Annotated in this window: 12 protein-coding genes; 4 read left to right on the top strand and 8 right to left on the bottom strand. The window is 59.5% G+C overall.

Going from position 1 to position 20,404, the window contains the following annotated elements; all coding sequences use genetic code 11:
* Positions 1 to 5: 5 nt before the first annotated feature.
* Positions 6 to 5,543 (bottom strand): hypothetical protein, encoded by a 5,538-nt coding sequence (locus tag RA21_RS07585; protein WP_039147616.1) that lies wholly within the window; start codon positions 5,541 to 5,543, stop codon positions 6 to 8.
* Positions 5,544 to 5,848: 305 nt separating this feature from the next.
* On the opposite strand from RA21_RS07585, the gene RA21_RS07580 reads away from it, so the two are divergent.
* On the top strand, positions 5,849 to 6,199 hold the full coding sequence (locus tag RA21_RS07580; protein WP_039147615.1) for an META domain-containing protein: 351 nt from the start codon (positions 5,849 to 5,851) through the stop codon (positions 6,197 to 6,199).
* A 116-nt stretch (positions 6,200 to 6,315) separates the two neighbouring features.
* Here the strand turns inward: RA21_RS07580 and RA21_RS07575 are convergent, their stop codons facing one another.
* From RA21_RS07575 to secA, 3 genes are all read right to left on the bottom strand, one after another.
* On the bottom strand, positions 6,316 to 7,869 hold the full coding sequence (locus RA21_RS07575; RefSeq protein ID WP_039147613.1) for a phosphate ABC transporter substrate-binding/OmpA family protein: 1,554 nt from the start codon (positions 7,867 to 7,869) through the stop codon (positions 6,316 to 6,318).
* Positions 7,870 to 7,893: 24 nt separating this feature from the next.
* Positions 7,894 to 8,802, bottom strand: a complete 909-nt coding sequence (locus RA21_RS07570; protein ID WP_039147611.1) for a hypothetical protein — start codon at positions 8,800 to 8,802, stop codon at positions 7,894 to 7,896.
* A 316-nt stretch (positions 8,803 to 9,118) separates the two neighbouring features.
* The gene (gene secA / locus RA21_RS07565; RefSeq protein ID WP_039147609.1) at positions 9,119 to 11,818 is read right to left on the bottom strand and encodes a preprotein translocase subunit SecA; all 2,700 of its coding nucleotides are present in this window, start codon (positions 11,816 to 11,818) and stop codon (positions 9,119 to 9,121) included.
* 177 nt (positions 11,819 to 11,995) lie between these two features.
* On the opposite strand from secA, the gene RA21_RS07560 reads away from it, so the two are divergent.
* The 3 genes from RA21_RS07560 to mutT are packed head-to-tail and all read left to right on the top strand — an operon-like array spanning position 11,996 to position 14,471.
* Entirely contained in the window at positions 11,996 to 12,847 is an 852-nt protein-coding gene (locus tag RA21_RS07560; protein ID WP_019295262.1) for a foldase protein PrsA, read from the top strand.
* A gap of 2 nt (positions 12,848 to 12,849) precedes the next feature.
* Positions 12,850 to 14,076: a bifunctional glutamate N-acetyltransferase/amino-acid acetyltransferase ArgJ gene (gene argJ, locus RA21_RS07555; protein WP_039147607.1), complete on the top strand. Its 1,227-nt coding sequence runs from the start codon at positions 12,850 to 12,852 to the stop codon at positions 14,074 to 14,076.
* On the top strand, positions 14,073 to 14,471 hold the full coding sequence (mutT, locus tag RA21_RS07550; RefSeq protein ID WP_019295264.1) for an 8-oxo-dGTP diphosphatase MutT: 399 nt from the start codon (positions 14,073 to 14,075) through the stop codon (positions 14,469 to 14,471). The genes argJ and mutT overlap by 4 nt, the downstream gene beginning before the upstream one ends.
* A gap of 476 nt (positions 14,472 to 14,947) precedes the next feature.
* Here the strand turns inward: mutT and infB are convergent, their stop codons facing one another.
* Genes infB through rimP form a run of 4 tightly spaced genes read right to left on the bottom strand, consistent with a single transcriptional unit; the run spans position 14,948 to position 20,287 of the window.
* Positions 14,948 to 17,425 carry a translation initiation factor IF-2 gene (gene infB / locus RA21_RS07545; RefSeq protein ID WP_019295265.1) on the bottom strand — a complete coding sequence of 826 codons (2,478 nt, stop codon included), beginning with the start codon at positions 17,423 to 17,425 and terminating at the stop codon, positions 14,948 to 14,950.
* Positions 17,426 to 17,433: 8 nt separating this feature from the next.
* Complete coding sequence (locus tag RA21_RS07540) at positions 17,434 to 18,054, bottom strand: RNA-binding protein (RefSeq protein WP_019295266.1); 621 nt, start codon at positions 18,052 to 18,054, stop codon at positions 17,434 to 17,436.
* 26 nt (positions 18,055 to 18,080) lie between these two features.
* Positions 18,081 to 19,697, bottom strand: a complete 1,617-nt coding sequence (gene nusA / locus RA21_RS07535) for a transcription termination factor NusA (RefSeq protein ID WP_039147605.1) — start codon at positions 19,695 to 19,697, stop codon at positions 18,081 to 18,083.
* The gene (gene rimP, locus RA21_RS07530; RefSeq protein ID WP_019295268.1) at positions 19,697 to 20,287 is read right to left on the bottom strand and encodes a ribosome maturation factor RimP; all 591 of its coding nucleotides are present in this window, start codon (positions 20,285 to 20,287) and stop codon (positions 19,697 to 19,699) included. Before rimP ends, nusA begins: the two co-directional genes overlap by 1 nt.
* Positions 20,288 to 20,404 lie beyond the last annotated feature (117 nt).

Raw genomic sequence — 20,404 nt, 5'->3', positions numbered from 1 at the left:
ATAGGTCAGAGTTTTTCCAGCCAGCCAACGGCAGGGTGGTTCGGCTTCAGCTTGCCGGAATGAAAGGCGGCATACAGCTCCGAGAACCACTCCCCCGGCGCCCGGAATTGGTAGCCGGTGATCCCCTTGGCGCGCTCGCTGAGCAGATAGGAGTTCCAGCTGTTGGGGTAGCTTTCCTGATAGACCACCCCGCCGATTGCCAGCTTCTTGGCGGTGGCCATGCTGGACCAGGGTTTGGCCGGTTCCGAGGCCATATCGACAAAGGCCTCCATCTTGATCCGGCGGCTTTCCCAGTCCTCATCCGAGCAGGTTTCATCCTCCGGCCTGGGCGGCACATGGGCGCTTTTGTTATGGGCCATGTATTCAGTGACATAGGCCGTATCATAGCTGAATTTCTTGGCAATCTTGTCTGCGATGCCAGAAATATCCATGCCGTGTTCGGTCCAGCCGCCAAAGTCCTTCTTCTTGCCGTTGTTCTTCATGAAGCTCTGCTTGTCGTCGACCGCATGGCCGACCTCATGCAGGGTGTTCCAATTGAAGAAGGTGACCGGTTCCTCGTTGGCGGGTTTGCATTTCTCCAGCTCTGCGCGCTCTTCCGGGGTGGCGGCATCGTCCAGGCTGCCGACCGCATCGTCGCTACCAAAGGCGTAATTGGGCGAGGCCCCGGCATCGCCTTCGTGCATCACGATCCGCTTCTTGTCGCTTTGGTACTTGGAACCGCCCTTGGCGGCCTCGTTCACCGCAAAGCTTTGCAGCGAGTCGTTGTTCAGCGTGTGATCCAGCGGCAGGTCCTGCATCGCCTTGTAGAAGGCGACGATGTTCGGCCCTTTCAGGTTGTTGTCGGCAATTTCCGAGGCCGGGGCCAGGTTCTCGTTGCTGAAGTTCTTGATATCGCATCCAAAACGCGCCTTGAACGCGACCTTGACCACGGCACGCTGAGCTTCCGGCTCCAGGTTGTCGATCATTGCGTCCAGTTCAGCCGTGCCATTGGGGCGCGACAGGATTTCCTTGATGTCGTCTTCCTTGGGTGGAGTGTTGGCGCGCATTTCCGCCATCACAAAGGCGCTGGTGCCAATGGCGCGGGCCTCCTCCAGAAGCTTGACGCCCTCGTCCGGCTTCTTGCCGGCCACAGCTGCCGCAGCATCACCCAGCTTCTTGCGCATAGTGTCGATACTGGGCTTGATAGCGTAGCGGTGCTCGTGTTTTTCCAGCACTGCCAGGCGCGGCTCGACCTCCGGTTTGGCGCGCAGCTCCTTGTATTGCTTGTGCTGCCCCGCCATTTCCAGCGCGATCTTGGTCTGGGCAATGGCCGCCTCGATATCGCTGCTGACCTTGGCATAGTTCTGGCCGCCCTTGGCCGCGGTTTCGGCTCCATCCAGCAGTTTTTCAACCGCGTCCGTCTCATCCTTCACATAGGCCGCCTCAGCGTGGCCGGTAACCGGCGGCAGGGCGGCGCGGGCGCGGACGATTTCCTGCGCGATGAAGGCATATTGCGAGATTACCTCATTGGCAGTGTTGCAGGCCTCCAGCGCTGCCTTGAGATGGCCCTTGGCGGTCTTGGCGTCCAGCCCGTCCTTCTGGCAGTTCTCAATCTCGGTATTGGCGGTGTCCAAATGGGGCTTGGCGACGTCCGCGTTGTCGCGGCTGCCCACTGCCTTGATCGACAGTTTCGCCGCCTGCACCTGCGGCCACCAGGGGGCGCTGTCCTCGTCGCCGCCGATGGCGGAGTTCACCGCTTCGAGGATACCGTGGGTATTGGCGGAGCTGATTGCCTCCTCGGCGGATTTCGTGACTTCCTCGGCCATAGTCTTGGCGGTGGCGTAATCGCTGGGGGCCAGCTTGACCAGGTTGTCGTATTTCGCCGTCAGCCGGGTCAACTGGGCCTGGATCGCGTCTGCGTGCTTGTGGCCCCTGGCTTCGGCCAGCTTGGCCTCGGCAGCGGCGCGGGCGGGTTCATAATCAGAAGACCCCTTGATGATTTTCAGCAGTGCCTTGGCGTCTTCGGCAATCTGTTTCAGAAGCTTTATTGCCTGGGTATAATCGTTGTCAGCCAGATCAGTCCGCGCGAGATCCAGTTTTGCGGCATCGAGCCGGTCGGATAGCGCCTTAATCCGGTCCTTGGTGGCATCATTGTTTTCCGGCGCCAGCGCATCCACCGCCGCCTGGGCATCTGTCACGGTCTGATTGTAAGGTGCCGCTGCCGCGATCAGCAGCTTGCAGGCCTCAATCTTCTGATACGCCTTTTCGAACATCCGCAGCGCGGCAGAATAGGTATGCGCAGCCTTCATCGCCTCATACTTGGCGAAATCCGCATCGGCACGGGCGATCTGATGCACTCCGGCCTCCTTGCCGGGGCCGATCAGGGTAGCGCGGGGCGTCTTGAAGAAGGGGGTTTCCCAGCCCAGCACGGTTTTCAGGTTTTTCAGATCCTCGTCTGTTGCTTTCTCCCAGCCCGCCGCCGCCTTGGCCTTCTCCGCGGCACCCTTGAAATCGCGGGCGGTCTGCTTGGAGGTGCTTTCGTCGAGCAGGTCCTGAACTTCGGTCTTGCGGTGGGTCAGCTGGGCTTCGACATCGCCGCCTTCGGTGGTGATCTTGGCGATGATAGCAGCGGCCTTGGTGCGGTCCGCCTTGATGGTTTTGAACAGCTCGCCATCGGCGCGGGCTTCCTCTACAATCTTGCGCGCGGCGGCGATCTTTGCCTCACCACCCTTATAATCATAGCCTTCCGGCTTGATCAGATCGTCCGCTTCGCCGCTCAGTTTGTTAGCGTCGTCGATATGCGGCTGCAGGCAATTGGCATCGTTCAGCGGTGCCAGCGCCGCAATCTGCGCCGCCAGCGAGGCCTTCAATTCGCCGTAGGCGCGGTGCTGGTGGATCAGCACCATTGCCATCTTGAGATTGGAGATGGCGCTGTCCAGGTGCGCCCGGGCATCATCGAACTTCTTGGCCGTCTTGGCTTTTTCGGCCTCCGCCGCGGGCAATTGAGCCTTGGCGATCAGCGCGGTGAAGTCATTGCCGGTATCGGCTGCTACCACCTTATCGCGGACATCAGTGAATACCTTGAATGCCGGATCCCACTTCTTTTTCAGATCGTCGAGCGCGGCGGTGTCTGTCATCCCGTCCAGCTCCACAGCGGCCTCTGCCGCGGCCTTGGCGCTGTCGGCGCGTTTCTCGGCATCTGCCACACAGTTGCTGGCGGTGGTGAAGTCCAGCTTCAGCGCCGCTGCTGCCGCCTCGGCCATCAGGGCCTTGGCATCTTCCAGCATGGTTGCAGCCTGCGGCACGTTCTTGAGCGGGTCGATCTTGCCCTGAACTGCCACGCGTTTTTCCTTGTAGGCCTTACAGGCGTCCGCTTGGGCGGTCGCAGCGGGCCAATCGCCCTGGGTGGCGTCCAGCAGGGTCAGGGCGGTGGAGTACTTGTGCAGCACCGCTTCGGCCTTTGCCGAGGCGAGGTCCGCCTCCATCTTGAGGATGATCACCTGAATGCCCGAAGCACCATCGTGGTCTTTGAACTCTTTCAGCTTGGCCTCAAAGGCCGTCAGCTTCGGAGCATACTGCTGAACAACCGGGATTTCCTTTTTGAGGAAGGGCAGGAGGCCCCAGAACTTGCTGAGTAGCTTGATCGACTCGGTGTAATCCTTGCTCGTGGCAACATCTGAATCGGTGTAATAACCCTTGGCCTCGTCCAACTTATCCTTGAGCAGGTTCTTGATCGCCGCTGTGAGGCCCGCCCAGTGGTCGATCCACTGTTTGACCTTGGGGCGCCAGTCCTCATACAGCTTGCGCTGTTTGCGCACCTTGGCGGTTCGTTCATAGACCTTGGCGACTTCGTCCAGCTTCTGGATGCCATCCTTGAATTTCTTGGCGGCCTTGTCCTGCTGCGCGGCATCATAAAGCCGCTCCATCTCGCGCGCGGCGTCATCCACTGCCGGATCGCCGACTGTTACGCCGCGGGCCGCGTCGGCCAGCGCCTTGCGGTCGGGATCGAGCGCCATGAAATGGGCGAACTCATCGGCCAGGATTTCGGCCTTGGCAATCTCCGCTTCGGCCGCAGTCAAGTCGGCGGTGGCCGTTTTCAGATCATGCGCTTTGGCCTTGTCCGCCGCGGCGGTGCGCAGTCCGGTAATGCGGGTGATTTCAGGTGCGATTTCGGGCGCCGTGGCCTTGGGGTGGCTGGTCAGAGGCACCATGCGCAGATCGAAGATTTCCAGAGCCTTTTGGAACGCGGTCTTGGCCTGAGTGTCGGCGGCAACCGCCTTTTCCAGAGCGTCCAGCGCCTTTTCGCCGGCATCCAGCTTGGCGCCGCTGGCATCCTCGGGCTTGGCCTTGGCCTGCGCGGCCAGCGCCGCAACCTTGTCGAGCGCGGCTTTCCACTTGTCAGGGGTCTGGCTGACCGCTTCCGGCACCATGGTGTTGTAGGTCTTGACCGGCCCGTCCTTTAGTGCTTTGAGCGCGGCCTCGATCCGGGCGATCTGTTCGTCGACGGTGGCGTCCCCGGTCTCGCTGCCGGTGTCGCCGGAGGGTGGTGCGGCCTGTTCCGGCGCCTTGGCCGGGGCTTCGGGTTTGGTTGCGGTCGCGGTATCACCGCCTGCTGCTGCCTCGGTGCTGGCAGGAGCCGCCTCCCCGCCGCCTGCATCGGTGGCGGTCTGGCGGGCCTTGGAAATCGCCTGCGCCAGCGGGCCGACTGCCTTGAGCGCGCCCTCATAATCCGGCGGGCTGGCGGCCACGCGGGCCTTGATTTGGGTCCAGACGGTTTCAATCTTCTCCGACTGCGCAGTCTTCAGTGCCAGCACCTCATCGATCAGCGGCTCCAGCTTGGCTGCCGCCTGCTGCCACTTGCCTTCCAGCAGGCTCTGCCGCTTGGCGCGGGCGGCGGCATCCTGAGCGGCGGTCTTCATCTCGGCGGAGAGCTTGGCGACATGCTCCAGCGCGGCGGTAAAGCCGCTGCCCTCGGCCTTGGCCTGGATCGCCTTCCACAGCGTCTCTGCCTTGGAGAGGTCGATGCCGGCGATGTCGCGGAGCTTCGCCATGTTGGTCTCGACCTTGGCAGCGGTGGTTTTCCACTTGGCCTCTGCCGGATCCGGTTCGGCGGAGGGGGCGGCCGGCGCCTCAGCCGACGCTTCGGTGGCGGTGTCGCCGCTGGCGGCCGGGGCGGCCTGGGGGACGTCCTCTGCCGTTTCATCCTCATCATCGGCTTCCGACTCGACGACATTGCCGGAGGGGTCGAGAATAAGGATCTTGTACTTGAGCCCGACCACCATGAACATCTTCTTGGCCTTGCGGGCCATGCCAGGCACGATCTTGCCCTCGACCGACATCGACAGTTCCTTGCCGTCCAGCTTCAGAGTGCCGAAGCTGAACTGCGGGGTTTCGCCATCGGATTTCGCTTGCTTGCCCAGCACCTTGGCAGCCTTGGTCTTGTGAGTGAGGAACACCGAATTCTCGATCTTCTTGCCAAAGCACAACCCGAAGGACAACGCGCGTTTGCGGGCGAGTGTCATCTGCTGTTTGATTTCTTTTGCGGCGGATGCGTCAAGTGGCATGGGGACACTCCCAGGGCTAAAAACTATTTTAAAACAGTAGGTTATCTCTGCCACCATCAAGCGTTGCATAGAAGCCGGATTCCAGCAAGATTTTTTCTTGTCAATTCTGGCTGGCTGCGCAGACTAAAGGTCCATGTGCATTAAAGAGAGGCATAAATGATTATCCGACCGACTGGTTGTGGCACGTGAGGGGTTCGCGCTTAGCCGGCGCCGTGTTTCTTACGGCGTTTTCAGGGGTTTGCGTCGGGTTGGCCGTTTTCTCATTTGCCTCTGATGGCGGGAGCGGACAAAGCGGAGGAATACCCATGGTCACAACCACGGCAGCAGATCTCGACGGTGCCTGGATCGTCCAGAAGGTTAAGGACGTCGATCTGGACCCATCTGAAAATCTGCGATTTGATTTCGAAGATGGCACACTCTACGGCTCCAGCCCTTGCCGGAGCTTCACCACAACTTTCGGCCCTGACCTCGAGAACTTTATGTTCTCACCGTTCCAAATCGGTGGAGGGCTGTGCGATGAAGCAATCATGATTACCGAACGGGAGTTCATGCAACAGATCAGCCTAACCAACCGTGTGGAGGTCACCGGGGATGGAAAACTTGTAATGTATAACTTCGACCAGCCGCTGCTGTGGGCCACTCGGTTAGCTAGCTAGTTGAGTGAATCGGTTTAAACTGCTGCAGACAGTTCTTCGCGACTACCGCTATCTTCTCGGAACAACAACAGCCTAGCCAGCGGCAAACTGTTGACCAATTTCTTAAATACTCTTTTCTAGCGCACCCAGACCTCTACCCTGCGATTGATCTCGCGGCCCCAATCGCTGTCATCACAGGCCATTGGCAAAACTTCACCAAATCCTTCAGCTCGGATTTTGACACGGCCAGTGTCTGCTGTTTCCGCGGCCTTGATCACCGCATCACGTACCGCTCCAGCCCGCTTCAACGCAATTTGCCGGTTGCCTGCCGCGGGCCCAACACCATCTGAAAATCCTGCAAAGATAACTTCCTTTGAGTCAAACTCCCCTGCTTCCAGCGCCCTGGCCAGTTGCTCAATGTTGGAGCGGGACTGAGCGTCCGGGCGCGAGGAGCCAGGTTCGAAACGGAAAGAGACGGTCAGCCGCCGCATTCCACCCAACTCAGTCACCAAACGCTGCAATTCCGCCAGGCCGCCGTTTTCTTCCGCTGCTTGAATGGCATTAGCAAGCCGGTTGCCTTGACGGCTGACCGGGATCAGTTCTGGAGCCTGATCCACAAATCCGGCACGGCGGATCACTGCCTGCGCTGCCGGTCCGCGCACATAGGCGAGAAAGTCCCGCGCCACTTTGGGAAGACGCCGGGCCGGCAGGTACAGGAACATCGGAACTGTCAGCGGGTAGTCCTCAGTTTTCACTGCCCGACGGCCGGCTTGCAGGAAAAATCCGCAGGGCCCAGTCAGCGTCAGAACCCGGGCTGCGCCTTTCTCAGCATAGCTAGCGATACCTATGGCAAAGGGGTCAATCATCACCCTACGGACCAGCAAGCTGCTGCGGTCATGTCTCTGGATGGCAGAAGTAAACGCAGTCCCGGATGGGTTCATCAGCTTGTCTTCGACCGCCTGAGACAAACCGGAAGCGGACACCGGCATATGGATCGAAACGGGAGCATCGGGGCCGCCAAGCTCCCGCCAATTGGTGATTTGTCCTGACAAGATGCCAGCCAGCTGCGGCAGAGTGATTTCGCGCACCGGATTGCTCGGCGCCACCACTGGCACAAAGGCATCCAGCGCCAGCACACGGCTGCGTCCCACCCCTGTTAGATCCCCTAAACCTGCCGCCCGTGCAGCCTTGCGTTCAAGGGGACGTATTTCCCGAAGCGCCATAGCAATATCCGCCTCATCAGCGATAAGAGCCGCAAATCCTGCGTCAGTATTGCTGGCAGTAAAAGTGAACCGCGCCGCAGGCTTCTGCCCGCGCAAAAGCACATGGCTGAAGTTCCCTGCAGGAAGAGCTTCCCTGCGCGTCTGATACCCATTGCGCAGTGCAAATCCCTCGATCAGCGCAGGCAGCAGAACTTCCGACATCGCAGAGGAACCGGCGAAAGTGATCTCCGCAACAAATCCAGACAGGCTTGGACACCCCGGCCCGTCACAGGAAACACCTGACCCATCAACAGTCAGTTCGCCGAATTGGGTCTGCACCCGGTAGAACTCACCATCAAAACCCAGCAGAGTGCCTGTGATTTCAACGGCGCCGTCCGGGGAAGACAATGTGACGTCCTGGGCCGCGAGTGCGCGCGCAAGAGCTGCCAGAAAAAGTGCGGCGCAAACGGCCGCACGGAAGAAGGTCATGTTGATACCTGAAATTACCGCAAATCAGTTGGCGGCAATCTTCAGGTCTTCCATCAGATTATTCAACACCAGAAAACTGCCTTGTGCATCGCAATCCGGCATTGCCATAACCAGATCACGGCTGCTGAGTCTGCCGCTATGCAGCTGCAGCGCCTGAGCATAGATATCCCGCCCGCAATTTCTGGCGGTAATTTCGGCCTCGGCGGTCAAGGAAACTCTCCCGTCCTGTCCGGGCAATCTGGACGGCAGGCTGTACATCTCGGCAATGCGCGGTGCTAACTGGCTTTCATCGCCGAGCCGCATGACCCGGCCAATCCCGGCTTGGTCGCCGGCACCGTGCCAGACATGACCCGCACTGCCGTAAGCAGCTCCAAACTCCCGCGCGTGCAGTTCAATCCCACTGTGGCCACTCCATTGTACGACCACACGTTCCACAGCCCCAATATCGGGAACTTCGACGACAGCAACCGCACCTGCGCCACCGGAAATTTCAGCGATAAAGACTGCCGTCTGAGTTAAGGCCGGCACAAGCCCTTCATAATGCCCGGCTTCGTCCAGAGAGACAGTAAAACTCATACCACTGTGGTGCACTGTAAGGCGTTCGTTTGCGCGGCATGCAGCATCAACCGAGAAAGCAACCATCGCCAGCGGAGCTGCCTTGGCTGCGGCTGTCATACGGCAAGAGCTCTCAGGCTCCGGCTCTGAACTCTGGTGGTCCGCAGATTCCCGGGCAGATGCTGGATTAGCAGAGGTCAAAGCAATTTTTTCGATTTGCAGTTCCGCCCCGCTAGGTTCCGATGGCAATTCAGCACCGGCAGCTTTAAGGGCAGAACCAGCTTCACGGTCTGTTCCGAATGCCTGCATATAGACCCCGATCCCCAAGGCGCATGCCAGCGTCAGCGCACTTGTCAGCATCACCTGTTTCGTCAGCATGGGCACCTCCTGAACCAGCTTGGTGGAGGAAGCCTGCCCGGAAAAGACGGCCAGTTTGTGGCCGCATACAGGAGAGAATCCGGCAATTCCCCCATCTTCGTTGCTCGCTAGGAAACAATACAGACGCACTTAGCTGCGCTGCGGGCGTTCCGGCTCGGCCTTATCTCTCCTTTTAAAGACAGCTATGGCGCTGCACGCAAATGCAGCGCCACTTCAAGCCAAGGCCGTAAGTTGAGAAAACCTGTAGGGGCACTCCCCCCCTTTTGCTTCTAAGCGTGCCTCCGATAATTGATACTAGGCGACTTAAGTGTATCAGTTAGGCTAGGCTGCCGTGGCAGTGCTTGAACTTCTTGCCGGATCCGCAAGGGCACTTGTCGTTGCGCGAAGGATTTCCCCAAGTCGAAGGATCATCTTCAACAAAACCGGGAGCCGCAGCCTCCGCCGGGGCCTCTGCCCCCGAAGCCTGTGCAGCCATCTGCTGCATGGCTGCCTGGCGCGCAGCCATCTCCATCAGCATCTGCTGCTGCTCTTCCTCAGTCATCGGACGCACCCGGCTGAGCTGCTGGGAGACTTCCTCCCGCAAACTGTCAAGCATGCTCTCAAACAGCTGGAAGCTTTCGTTCTTGTACTCGTTCAAGGGATCGCGCTGCGCATAGCCGCGGAAACCTACGACCGAACGCAGATGCTCCAGCGTCAGCAAGTGCTCGCGCCATTTCTTGTCGATGGTCTGCAGCAGCACCTGCTTCTCGATGTTCCGCATGTTCTCCGGACCAAAGGCCTCAGCCTTCTCCGCCATCATCTTGTCTGACGCATCTACCAGCCGCTCGCGGATTTGCTCGTCGTCGACACCTTCCTCCGCGGCCCAATCGGCTACCGGAGCATCAATGGACAGCATTTCGCGGACCTGTTCCTGCAAACCCTGTGTATCCCACTGGTCAGCATAGGTCTTGGGCGGCATGTGAACATCCAGCAGATCGTCGATCACCTCATGGCGCATGTCATTGGTGATTTCAGACAAGTCTTCTGCCGCCATGATCTCGCGGCGCTGCTTGAAAATCACCTTACGCTGATCGTTCATCACGTCGTCGAATTTCAACACGTTTTTGCGCATGTCGAAATTGCGGCCCTCGACTTTGGCCTGAGCGCGTTCCAGCGACTTGTTCACCCAGGGGTGGATGATCGCTTCACCCTCTTTCATGCCCAGAGACGACAGCAGCTTGTCCAGACGCTCGGAACCGAAGATGCGCATCAGGTCGTCTTCGAGGCTGAGATAGAAGCGCGTGCGACCCGGGTCGCCCTGACGGCCGGAGCGGCCGCGCAGCTGATTGTCGATGCGGCGGCTTTCGTGCCGCTCAGACGCCATTACGAACAGACCGCCAGCATCCAGCACCTTTTGCTTCTCTTCCGCGTGTTTGGCTTCTTCAGCCGCACGCAGTTCTGCTGGATCGGCTTCTGGGTTTGCCGCCAGCGCCTCCAGTACCTTCATCTCCACGTTGCCGCCGAGCTGAATGTCGGTGCCACGGCCAGCCATGTTGGTGGCGATAGTCACCGCGCCAAAGCGGCCGGCATCGGCGACAATTTGCGCTTCCTGCTCGTGGTGGCGGGCGTTCAAAACGTTATGCGGAATACCTTCTTGCTGCAGCATCTGGCTCAGCAGTTCAGATTTCTCGATCGAGGTGGTGCCCAAAAGGACCGGCTGGCCCTTTTCATGCGCCTTCGTGGCTTCCTTGATCATCGCTTCGTATTTTTCACGGGCGGTGCGGTAGACTTGATCGTCCTCGTCTGCCCGGGCAATCGGTCGGTTGGTCGGCACTTCTACCACACCAAGACCATAAATTTCGGCAAATTCCTCAGCCTCGGTCATCGCCGTGCCGGTCATACCGGACAGCTTTTCATAGAGACGGAAGTAGTTCTGGAAGGTGACGGAGGCCAACGTGGTGTTCTCCGGCTGGATCTGAACGTCTTCCTTGGCTTCGATGGCCTGATGCAGGCCTTCGGACAATCGGCGGCCCGGCATCATCCGGCCGGTGAATTCGTCGATCAGAACCACCTGGCCGTCGCGGACGATATAGTCCTTGTCCCTTTGGAACAGCTTGTGTGCACGCAGCGCCTGATTCACGTGGTGCACCACTGTGGTGCTTTCGGGGTCGTATAGCGACGCCTCAGCCTCCAGCAGCCCATGCTCACGCAGGACCTGTTCCAGATATTCGTTGCCATCCTCCGTGAAGGTCACGCCGCGTGTCTTCTCGTCGATCTCGTAATGGTCCTCCGCCAGCAGCGGGATCACTTTGTCGATGGTAGAGTACAGCTCCGAACGGTCTTCTGCCGGACCGGAGATGATCAGCGGGGTGCGGGCCTCGTCGATCAGAATTGAATCCACCTCGTCGACGATCGCAAAGTTGTGCTGCTTTTGGAACACCTGATCCAGCGAAGGTTTCATGTTATCGCGCAGGTAGTCGAAACCCAGCTCGTTGTTCGTCGCATAGGTGACGTCGCTTTGATAGGCGGCCATCTTCTCAGCATCGGGCTGGCCCGACCAGATCACGCCGGTGGTCATACCCAACTGAGCAAACACCTTGCCCATCCATTCGCTGTCGCGCTTGGCCAGGTATTCGTTCACGGTAACCACGTGCACGCCCTTGCCGGTCAGCGCGTTCAGGTAAGCCGGGAAGGTCGCCACTAGTGTCTTACCCTCGCCCGTCTTCATCTCGGAAATGTTACCCTGATGGAGAAAGACTCCGCCCATCAGCTGGGTGTCAAAGGCACGCAGGCCCAGGGCCCGCTTTGCGGCCTCACGCACATTGGCAAAGGCTTCGGGCAGCAGCGCGTCCAGGCTTTCACCGTCCAGCGCCCGTTTGCGAAGTTCTTCGGTCTTAGCAATCAGCCCATCATCGCTGAGCTTCGCGAACTCATCTTCCAGCCCGTTGATCTGCGCAATCAGCGGCCGTGTCGCCTTGACTTTACGGTCGTTCGGCGTGCCGAAAACCTTTTTGGCGAGTGTTCCGAAACCCAGCATATCTTCTCCAGCGATCCTATGTCCGGCCTTTGCATCGGGCAGGCTTGCCCGCCGTGTCCGCAACCCATAAACAATGGTGCAAAGACGGTCCTGCCAATGGCCTCAAGGCGATGTAAGCGGCAGGGTATAGAGTGTCAACGGCACGGCCCCTTGCGGCCGGGGAATAGGAAGGTTTCAATGCGTAAAGGTCTCACATTTCTGCGCGGTATGGCGGTTGCCGCCAGTGCTGCGCTGCCGCTAGCCGTATCAGCAGCGCCGCACGCCAATACAGTGGTTGCCTCCGTCAACGGTGAAGAAATCACCATCGGCCACATGGTCATGGCGCGCGAAAATTTGCCGGAGCAGTACAAACAACTGCCCGACGAGGTGCTCTACAACGCTATTCTGGACCAACTTGTCCAGCAGACCGCGCTTAAACAGCAACTGCGTGGCGAAGTGCCCCACTACGTCGAGCTTGCAGTTGAAAACGAGGAACGCGCGATGCTGGCAGCGGATGTGATCGAAACGGTCATGGACAGAGCCAGCGGCGAGGACCAGCTGCGGGCAGCCTATGACGAGAAATACTCCACCGGTGAAGGCGGCGACGAGTTTCATGCGGCCCATATCCTGGTCGAAAGTGAAGAGGACGCGCTGGACGTAAAGGCTGAGCTGGACGCAGGCGCTGATTTTGCCACTCTGGCCAAGGAACGCTCCACCGGACCTTCCGGCCCCAATGGAGGCGATCTAGGTTGGTTCACCACAGGCCGCATGGTGCCTGAGTTCGAACAGGCTGTCCTGAAACTGCGTTCGGGCGAGGTCTCCGGTCCGGTCCAGACACAGTTCGGCTGGCATATTATCCTGTTGAACCAGCGCCGCAAAACGGAAGCGCCCGAGTTCGAAGAAGTGCGTGCCGAACTGGCCGGTGAACTGCGCCAGAAAGCGGTTGAGGACCGGGTGAACGAACTGACAGCTGCCGCAGAAATTGAACGGCCTGAGATCGAGGATCTGGACCCGGCCATTCTCAAAGACCTTAGCCTGGTTAGGAATTGATCATGGCCAAATCCATGCCCGTTTCGCCGCTGGCGCCTGCCGGCTTTCCCGACCTTCCCGTGATCAAGGGTGTGCGATTTGCGTCCGCAGCTGCCGGAGTCAAATACCAAGGCCGTACAGACGTGATGCTAGCAGTCATGGAGCCAGGGACATCCGTCGCTGGTGTCTTTACACGGTCCAAGACCCGTTCTGCGCCAGTGTTGGATTGCCAGGCCAAGCTGGGTGGCGCAACAAACGCAGGCGCGGCAATTTTGGTGAACTCGGGCAACTCCAACGCCTTCACAGGCCATTACGGCCAAACTTCGGTTGCGGAGATAACTTCGGCTGTGGCTGCTCGAACAGGCATTCCGGCAGAAAGGGTCTTTACCGCCTCCACCGGTGTGATTGGCGAACCACTGCCCCATGACAGGATCGTTGCCAAGATCAGCGAATTGCACAACTCCGTTGATGAAACTGCACTGGAGGGTGCCGCCAAAGCCATTATGACCACTGACACCTTTGCCAAAGGCTGCTGCGCCACCGTTGGCATAGACGGTAAAACGGTCAAAATAGCCGGTATTGCCAAGGGCTCCGGCATGATTGCACCGGACATGGCGACAATGCTGGTCTACATCTTCACTGACGCAAAGGTTGAACAGGCAGCGCTGCAAGCTCAGCTGGCCGCGATTTGCGACCGGAGCTTCAATTGCATCACAGTGGACAGCGACACCTCCACTTCAGACAGCCTGATGCTCTGCGCTACTGGCGCCTCTGGCGTGGACGCAACCGGCAATGCCGAGTTTGCGGCTGGACTGGAACGGGTCATGCTAGACCTGTCGCACCAGGTCGTACGAGACGGTGAAGGCGCCACAAAGTTCGTGGAAATTCAGGTCACAGGCGCGGCTTCGGATCCGGATGCCAAAGTACATGGCATGGCAATTGCCAACTCGCCCTTGGTAAAAACCGCTTTAGCCGGAGAGGATCCCAACTGGGGCCGAGTAGTGATGGCAATCGGTAAATCCGGCGCCGCCGCAGACCGCGATCTTCTGTCGATTCGCTTTGGCGATGTTCTAGTTGCTGAAAAGGGCTGGGTCTCGCCGGGCTACAATGAGGAGCTAGGCGCGGCGGAGATGAAAAAGCAGGAAATCACCATAAAGGTCGATCTTGGCCTCGGCAGCGGCTCAGCAACCGTTTGGACTTGCGATCTCACCCATCAGTACATCTCAATCAACGCGGATTACCGGTCATGAAAACAGTTCTGGTTTCCGCGGTTGCGCTCATCGATGCGGATGGACGCGTGCTTCTTGCGCAGCGGCCGGAAGGCAAGTCCATGGCTGGCCTGTGGGAGTTTCCTGGCGGCAAGATCGAGCCGGGTGAAACACCGGAGGCCGCACTGATCCGCGAGTTGCACGAGGAGCTGGGCATTGATACCTGGGCCTCCTGCCTGGCTCCGCTTACCTTTGCCAGCCATTCCTATGCGGATTTCCACTTGCTGATGCCGCTGTTTGCTTGCCGAAAATGGGAGGGCATTCCACAGGCAAAGGAAGGTCAAACCTTAAAGTGGGTCCGCCCGCAGGACCTTCGCGATTTTGCGATGCCGCCAGCTGATATTCCGCTTATCCCAATCCTGCGCGACTGGCTCTAAAGCGAAAGACGCTACGGCACAGTGGTAACACCAGAGCCGTCACACGCCACGCTTTCGATGATAAATTCCGCATTTTTGCCGGGTGTTTAACTGCGCCTCGGCAATACGTGTGAACTTTTTGTTAACCATTCTGGTCAAACCTGAAAAAGCAAACCAACTCAGTAGGCTGTACTACAGCGGATTATGAGGCGATCATGCTAAGAACTATCGCGGTTGGAAGTTTTTCACTGGTTCAGGGCATATTCATACGGGCATTCCCAGATGGGAAAATAGCGGTGCAGGTCGGTAGCAAAACATACAAGGGCCACCCGGTAACCCCCTCTGCCTGAGCCGCCACTCACACATGCCAGGCAACGCCACAAAGGGCAGCTGCAAGGCTGCCCTTTTATTCCCGCGAACACCTTAGTGACCCGAGTAAGAAAATAAGGGCCCCGGTTACTAACCAGAGCCCTCATTCATTCCGTTTTCCGCAGCTATCAATCCAACGTACGCGTGACTTCTTCGCGTTCGAAGATCTCGATCACATCGTTTGGACGGATATCGTCGTAGTTTTCGAACGCCATACCGCATTCCTGGCCGGACTGAACCTCGGACACTTCGTCCTTGAAGCGCTTCAGGGTCTTCAGCGTGCCTTCGTGGATCACCACGTTGTCGCGCAGCAGGCGCACGCCAGCCGAACGGCGGGCGACACCTTCGGTAACCAGGCAGCCAGCAACCTTGCCAACACCGGTAACCTTGAAGACTTCCTTGATTTGGGCGTAACCGATAAAGTTCTCGCGGATCTCGGCAGACAGCAGGCCGGAAGCCGCCGCTTTCACATCGTCCACCAGGTCATAGATCACCGAGTAATAGCGGATCTCCACACCCTTCTGGTTTGCAGTGTTGCGGGCCGAAGCATTGGCACGGACGTTGAAGCCCATAATCGGCGCACCAGAGGCTTCGGCCAGGCCCACATCGGTTTCAGTGATCGCACCAACACCAGAATGCAACACGCGCACACGTACCTCGTCGTTGCCGATCTTCTCCATCGCTTGCACGATGGCTTCGGCGGAACCTTGCACGTCGGCCTTGACCAGGATTGGCAGTTCGGAGACGTTTTCGTCTTCCTTTGCCTTGGCCATCAGCTGCTCCAGCGTGGTCGCAGCACCAGCTGCGGCGCGCTTGTCCTTGGCGGCCTGCTCGCGGTAGGCGGCGATCTCGCGCGCCTGCGCTTCGGTCTCCGTCACGTTCAGAACGTCACCCGCTTCCGGGGTGCCGTTGAGGCCAAGGACCTCGACCGGGACCGAAGGACCGGCTTCCTGCACGCGCTCACCCTTGTCGTTGATCAGCGCACGGACCTTGCCGTACTGCTCACCCACAACAAAGATGTCGCCCTGGCGCAGGGTGCCGTTCTGAACCAGAACGGTGGCAACCGGGCCACGGCCCACGTCCAGCTGCGCCTCGATCACGGCGCCTTGGGCAGCGCGGTCGGGGTTGGCTTTCAGTTCCAGGATTTCCGCTTGCAGCGCAATGGCTTCCAGCAGTTCATCCAAGCCCTGTCCGGTAACGGCGGAAACTTCGACGTCCTGCACTTCACCTGACATCTGCTCCACGATCACCTCGTGCTGCAGCAGGTCGGTGCGGACCCTCGTCGGATCGGCTGCCGGCTTGTCGATCTTGTTGATCGCCACGATCATCGGAACCTGCGCAGCCTTGGCGTGGTTGATGGCTTCGACGGTCTGCGGCATCACCGCGTCATCCGCAGCCACAACCAGAACCACGATATCCGTCACCTGCGCGCCGCGGGAGCGCATCGAAGTAAAGGCCGCGTGGCCAGGGGTGTCCAGGAAGCTCAGCACCGTGCCGCTTTCGGTGGTCACCTGATAGGCGCCAATGTGCTGGGTAATACCGCCCGCCTCGCCTGCCACAACACGCGCATCTCGGATAGCGTCCAGCAGCGATGTCTTGCCATGGTCGACGTGACCCATGATGGTGATGACCGGAGGACGCGGCTTCAGGTCGTCTTCCTTGTCCTCGACTTCCTTGATCACGTCCTCGACGTCAGCATCGGAAACACGGGTTACCTTGTGGCCGAATTCCTCGATGATCAGCTCCGCGGTATCGGCGTCGATCGACTGGTTCTGGGTGACCATCATACCCATCTGCATGAGCGATTTCACCACATCTGCAACGCGTTCAGCCATACGGTTCGCCAGCTCGGACACCACAATGGTTTCCGGCAGCTGCACGTCACGCACAACCTTTTCACGCTCGACCGAGCCTCCCATGGCCTTCTGCCGCGCACGTTCCTGCTTACGCTTCATGGCTGCCATCGAGCGCTGGCGGTTACCTTCACCGCCAGTTGCCTGGCCCAGAGTCAGCTTGCCGGAGCGGCGGTTGTCGTCACGGCCCTTGCCGCGGGACGGGCGTTGCTCGCGCTCGCGTTCGGATTTGCGCGGTGTTGCAGCAGGGGCAGGCTTGTTCGGCGCAGCACGCTCAGCTTTCGCGGCTTCCGGTGCCGGCGCGGCTGCAGCACGCTTCGCGGCTTCTTCGGCTGCAATACGCTGACGCTCTTCTTCTTCGGCTTTAGCACGCGCGCGTTCTTCCGCTTCGCGCTGCTCGCGTTCCTTGGCTTCAGCCTCGGCCCGGCGGCGCTCACGCTCTTCAGCGCGGGCCTTTTCTTCGGCTTCGCGCTGCGCGGCTTCCTCAGCTTCGCGGGCTTTTGCAGCCTGCAGTGCCTTCAGGCGGCGCTCCATTTCCGCGTCGCTGATGCCGGCTGGCCGGCGCGATCCGGATGTGGAAGGTGCAGCGCCGCTGCCCCCCTTGGCCGCACCCGGCTTGGGAACCACAACGCGTTTGCGCTTGGTTTCCACCACGACATTCTTGGTCCGTCCATGGCTGAAACTTTGTTTCACGTTCCCCGGACGGGAACCCCCACGCAGACCCAGTGTCTTTTTGCCGTCACTATCGCTCATAAAGCTACTTATCCTTCCGTGCGGCCGTTGCCGCCCACCATTTCGCGCAAACCTTGCAGTCGTTGCGCCTCATCTACAACACGTTTGCTGAGTCCGCCAGAGGCGAGGGCGGCATGGATCGCAGTTTGGCGCCCAAATGCCATTCCCAGCTCGTCCGCCGTGAGGCAGCCGATGAATTTGCCCTTGTAGGGCGTGCTCAGCTTCGACTTCCCGCGCCCGGATCCGTCAGAAGCCTGGATCAGCACCCGGGCCTCTTCCTTGGCCAGCCAATCCTTGACCCGCTCAAACCCGGACACTGCGTCGCCCGATTTGCGCGCCAGGCTGATCAGTTCGATCAGGCGGCGGACTACCTGCCGCTCGACTTCCTGTACCAGCTCATCCGGCACCTGCACCTGCGCCTTGAAACCGCGGGCAAACAGCTTTTTTTTGACTGCTGCAGCCAGAGCCTCCCGGCTGGAGGCGACATAGACACCGCGGCCGGGCAGCTTGCCCATCACATCTGGCACAACCTGCCCGTCAGGCCCCATCACAAATCGGATGAGGCCCTGTTTAGGCTGGGACTCGCCGGTCGCGATGCATTTGCGTTCGCTTTCGCCGGTCCGGTCTTTTGTTGTGCCGCCGCGTGTCATGCAGGTCTCCTGTGCAAGGCCCGAAATCAGGCCTCGCCTTCCTCTTCACCAGCTTCTTCGCCTTCAGCTGCTTCCGCTTCCAGCTCTTCAGGATCAACCCAGCCCAGCATGATGCGCGCGGTCATCACCAGATCCTGTGCTTCCTCAAGCGACATGCCGAAGGGTTCCAGGATGCCGTCGTCCTTGACCCGCTCACCGCCGTCATTGGTCCAGCCGCCGGCCAGTTCCCAATCGGCACAGGTGGCGAAGTCTTCCAGCGATTTCACGTCGTCCTTCGCCAGCGCCTCGACCATCTGCGGGGTCAGGCCTTCAAACTGGATAAGGCTGTCTTCGGCACCCAGAGCGCGCGCCGCGTCCAGCGCCGCCTTGGCCTGGGCTTCCAGGAAGTCGCGGGCACGGGCCTGCAGCTCTTCGGCGGTGCCTTCATCGACACCGTCGATCACCAGCAGTTCGTCCAGTTCGACATAGGCAACTTCTTCCAGATTGGTGAAGCCTTCGGACACCAGAAGCTGGGCAAAGAATTCGTCAAGGTCCAGGGTTTCCATGAACAACTTGGTACGCGCTTCGAATTCCTTCTGTCGGCGGGCCGATTCCTCTTCCTCGGTCATGATGTCGATGTCGAGGTTGGTCAGCTGCGACGCCAGGCGCACGTTCTGGCCGCGGCGGCCGATGGCCAGGCTCAGCTGCTCTTCCGGCACCACAACTTCGATCTTGCCAGCTTCTTCGTCCAGAACAACCTTGGACACTTCGGCCGGCTGCAGCGCGTTCACCAGGAAGGTCGGCTGATCCTCATTCCACGGAATGATGTCGATCTTTTCGCCCTGAAGCTCGTTCACAACGGCCTGCACGCGGGAACCGCGCATACCGACACAGGCACCAACCGGGTCGATCGAGCCGTCATAGGAAATAACCGCAATCTTGGCGCGCGACCCAGGGTCACGAGCAACGGCCTTGATCTCGATAATGCCATCATAGATTTCGGGCACTTCCATCTTGAACAGCTCGGCCATGAATTCCGGCGCGGTGCGCGACAGGAAAATCTGCGGGCCGCGCGGCTCGCGGCGCACGTCCTTGATGTAGCAGCGTACGCGGTCGTTCGGGCGGTAGCTTTCACGGCCGATCTTCTCATTGCGGCGCAGGATCGCTTCGCCAGCGCCGACATCTACGATAACGTTGCCGTATTCCTCGCGCTTGACTAGGCCGTTGATGATAGTGCCGGCGCGGTCTTTAAACTCTTCATACTGGCGGTCACGCTCAGCTTCGCGAACTTTCTGCAGGATCACCTGCTTGGCCGACTGGGCGGCAATCCGGCCCATTTCCACCGGCGGCACTTCTTCGACGTAGGTCTGGCCGACCTCGGGCTCCGCCATGTACTGGCGCGCCTGCTCGACGGTCATTTCAGCCTGGTAGTTTTCCAGCTCCTCATCCGCCACAACGGTGCGCACTCGGGTAAAGGTGGCGCGGCCGGTCTTGCGGTCAATCGACACGCGGATGTCCATCTCGGCGCCATAGCGGCTCTTGGCCGCGCGGGCGAGGCTCTCTTCCATCGCCTCGATCACCAGACCCGGGTCGATCATCTTTTCGCGCGCCACGGCCTCGGCGGTTTGCAACAGCTCCAGCTGGTTTGCAGAGGTGATAGCCATTACTTGTTCTCCTCGTCAGACTCTTCGGTCTCGATTTCGTCGAATGCGTCTTCGTTCAGCGTGCCGGCCTCTTTGCGCTGCCGCAGCATTTCTTTGATCAGATCATCAGTCAGAACCAGCTTGGCGTCGCTCAGCCAGTCAAATTTCAGACCAATGGTCACGGTCTCGCCCTGATCGTTAATATTGATCAGAACCTCATCTTCTTCAGTGCCTGCCAGCTCACCCTTGAAACGGCGGCGGCCACCGACCAGCTCTTCGGTCTCCAGCTTGGCCTCGTAGCCTTCGAACATGTCAAAGTCCTTCAGCCGGGTCAGCGGCCGGTCGATACCCGGGCTCGAAACTTCCAGTGCATAGGCGTCAATGATCGGATCTTCGACGTCCAACGTCGCACTGACCGCGTTCGAGATCGCAGCACAATCGTCCACTTCAATGCCGCCATCAGGCTTATCGGCCATGATCTGCAGCGTCGTCGCCTTACCAGACATCAGCCGGATTCGCACCAGCTCGTAACCCAGATCCTCGATCACCGGGGTGACGATCTCGGCCAGGCGCCTGTCGATGGCAGCTTTGGCAATCAGGTCGTTGGTCATCAGACCTCCACTTGGAGCGTGCAGACAAAGGCCTGCAAACACAAAAAAACGGGCGCGCGGCCCGTCGAAATTCCCGGTGGAGCCTTGAGCCAGAGGTTCAACGCGCCGCTGTTGTCA

Origin of the sequence: Leisingera sp. ANG-DT, assembly GCF_000813785.1 — a bacterium.
In the GTDB taxonomy this organism is placed as follows: domain Bacteria; phylum Pseudomonadota; class Alphaproteobacteria; order Rhodobacterales; family Rhodobacteraceae; genus Leisingera.
This window is presented reverse-complemented; position numbering and strand designations above follow the sequence as displayed.

Coding starts and splice junctions, on each gene's coding strand:
- RA21_RS07585 (WP_039147616.1), bottom strand. CDS start 5,543: ATGCCACTTGACGCATCCGCCGCAAAAGAAATCAAACAGCAGATGACA.
- RA21_RS07580 (WP_039147615.1), top strand. CDS start 5,849: ATGGTCACAACCACGGCAGCAGATCTCGACGGTGCCTGGATCGTCCAG.
- RA21_RS07575 (WP_039147613.1), bottom strand. CDS start 7,869: ATGACCTTCTTCCGTGCGGCCGTTTGCGCCGCACTTTTTCTGGCAGCT.
- RA21_RS07570 (WP_039147611.1), bottom strand. CDS start 8,802: ATGCTGACGAAACAGGTGATGCTGACAAGTGCGCTGACGCTGGCATGC.
- secA (WP_039147609.1), bottom strand. CDS start 11,818: ATGCTGGGTTTCGGAACACTCGCCAAAAAGGTTTTCGGCACGCCGAAC.
- RA21_RS07560 (WP_019295262.1), top strand. CDS start 11,996: ATGCGTAAAGGTCTCACATTTCTGCGCGGTATGGCGGTTGCCGCCAGT.
- argJ (WP_039147607.1), top strand. CDS start 12,850: ATGGCCAAATCCATGCCCGTTTCGCCGCTGGCGCCTGCCGGCTTTCCC.
- mutT (WP_019295264.1), top strand. CDS start 14,073: ATGAAAACAGTTCTGGTTTCCGCGGTTGCGCTCATCGATGCGGATGGA.
- infB (WP_019295265.1), bottom strand. CDS start 17,425: ATGAGCGATAGTGACGGCAAAAAGACACTGGGTCTGCGTGGGGGTTCC.
- RA21_RS07540 (WP_019295266.1), bottom strand. CDS start 18,054: ATGACACGCGGCGGCACAACAAAAGACCGGACCGGCGAAAGCGAACGC.
- nusA (WP_039147605.1), bottom strand. CDS start 19,697: ATGGCTATCACCTCTGCAAACCAGCTGGAGCTGTTGCAAACCGCCGAG.
- rimP (WP_019295268.1), bottom strand. CDS start 20,287: ATGACCAACGACCTGATTGCCAAAGCTGCCATCGACAGGCGCCTGGCC.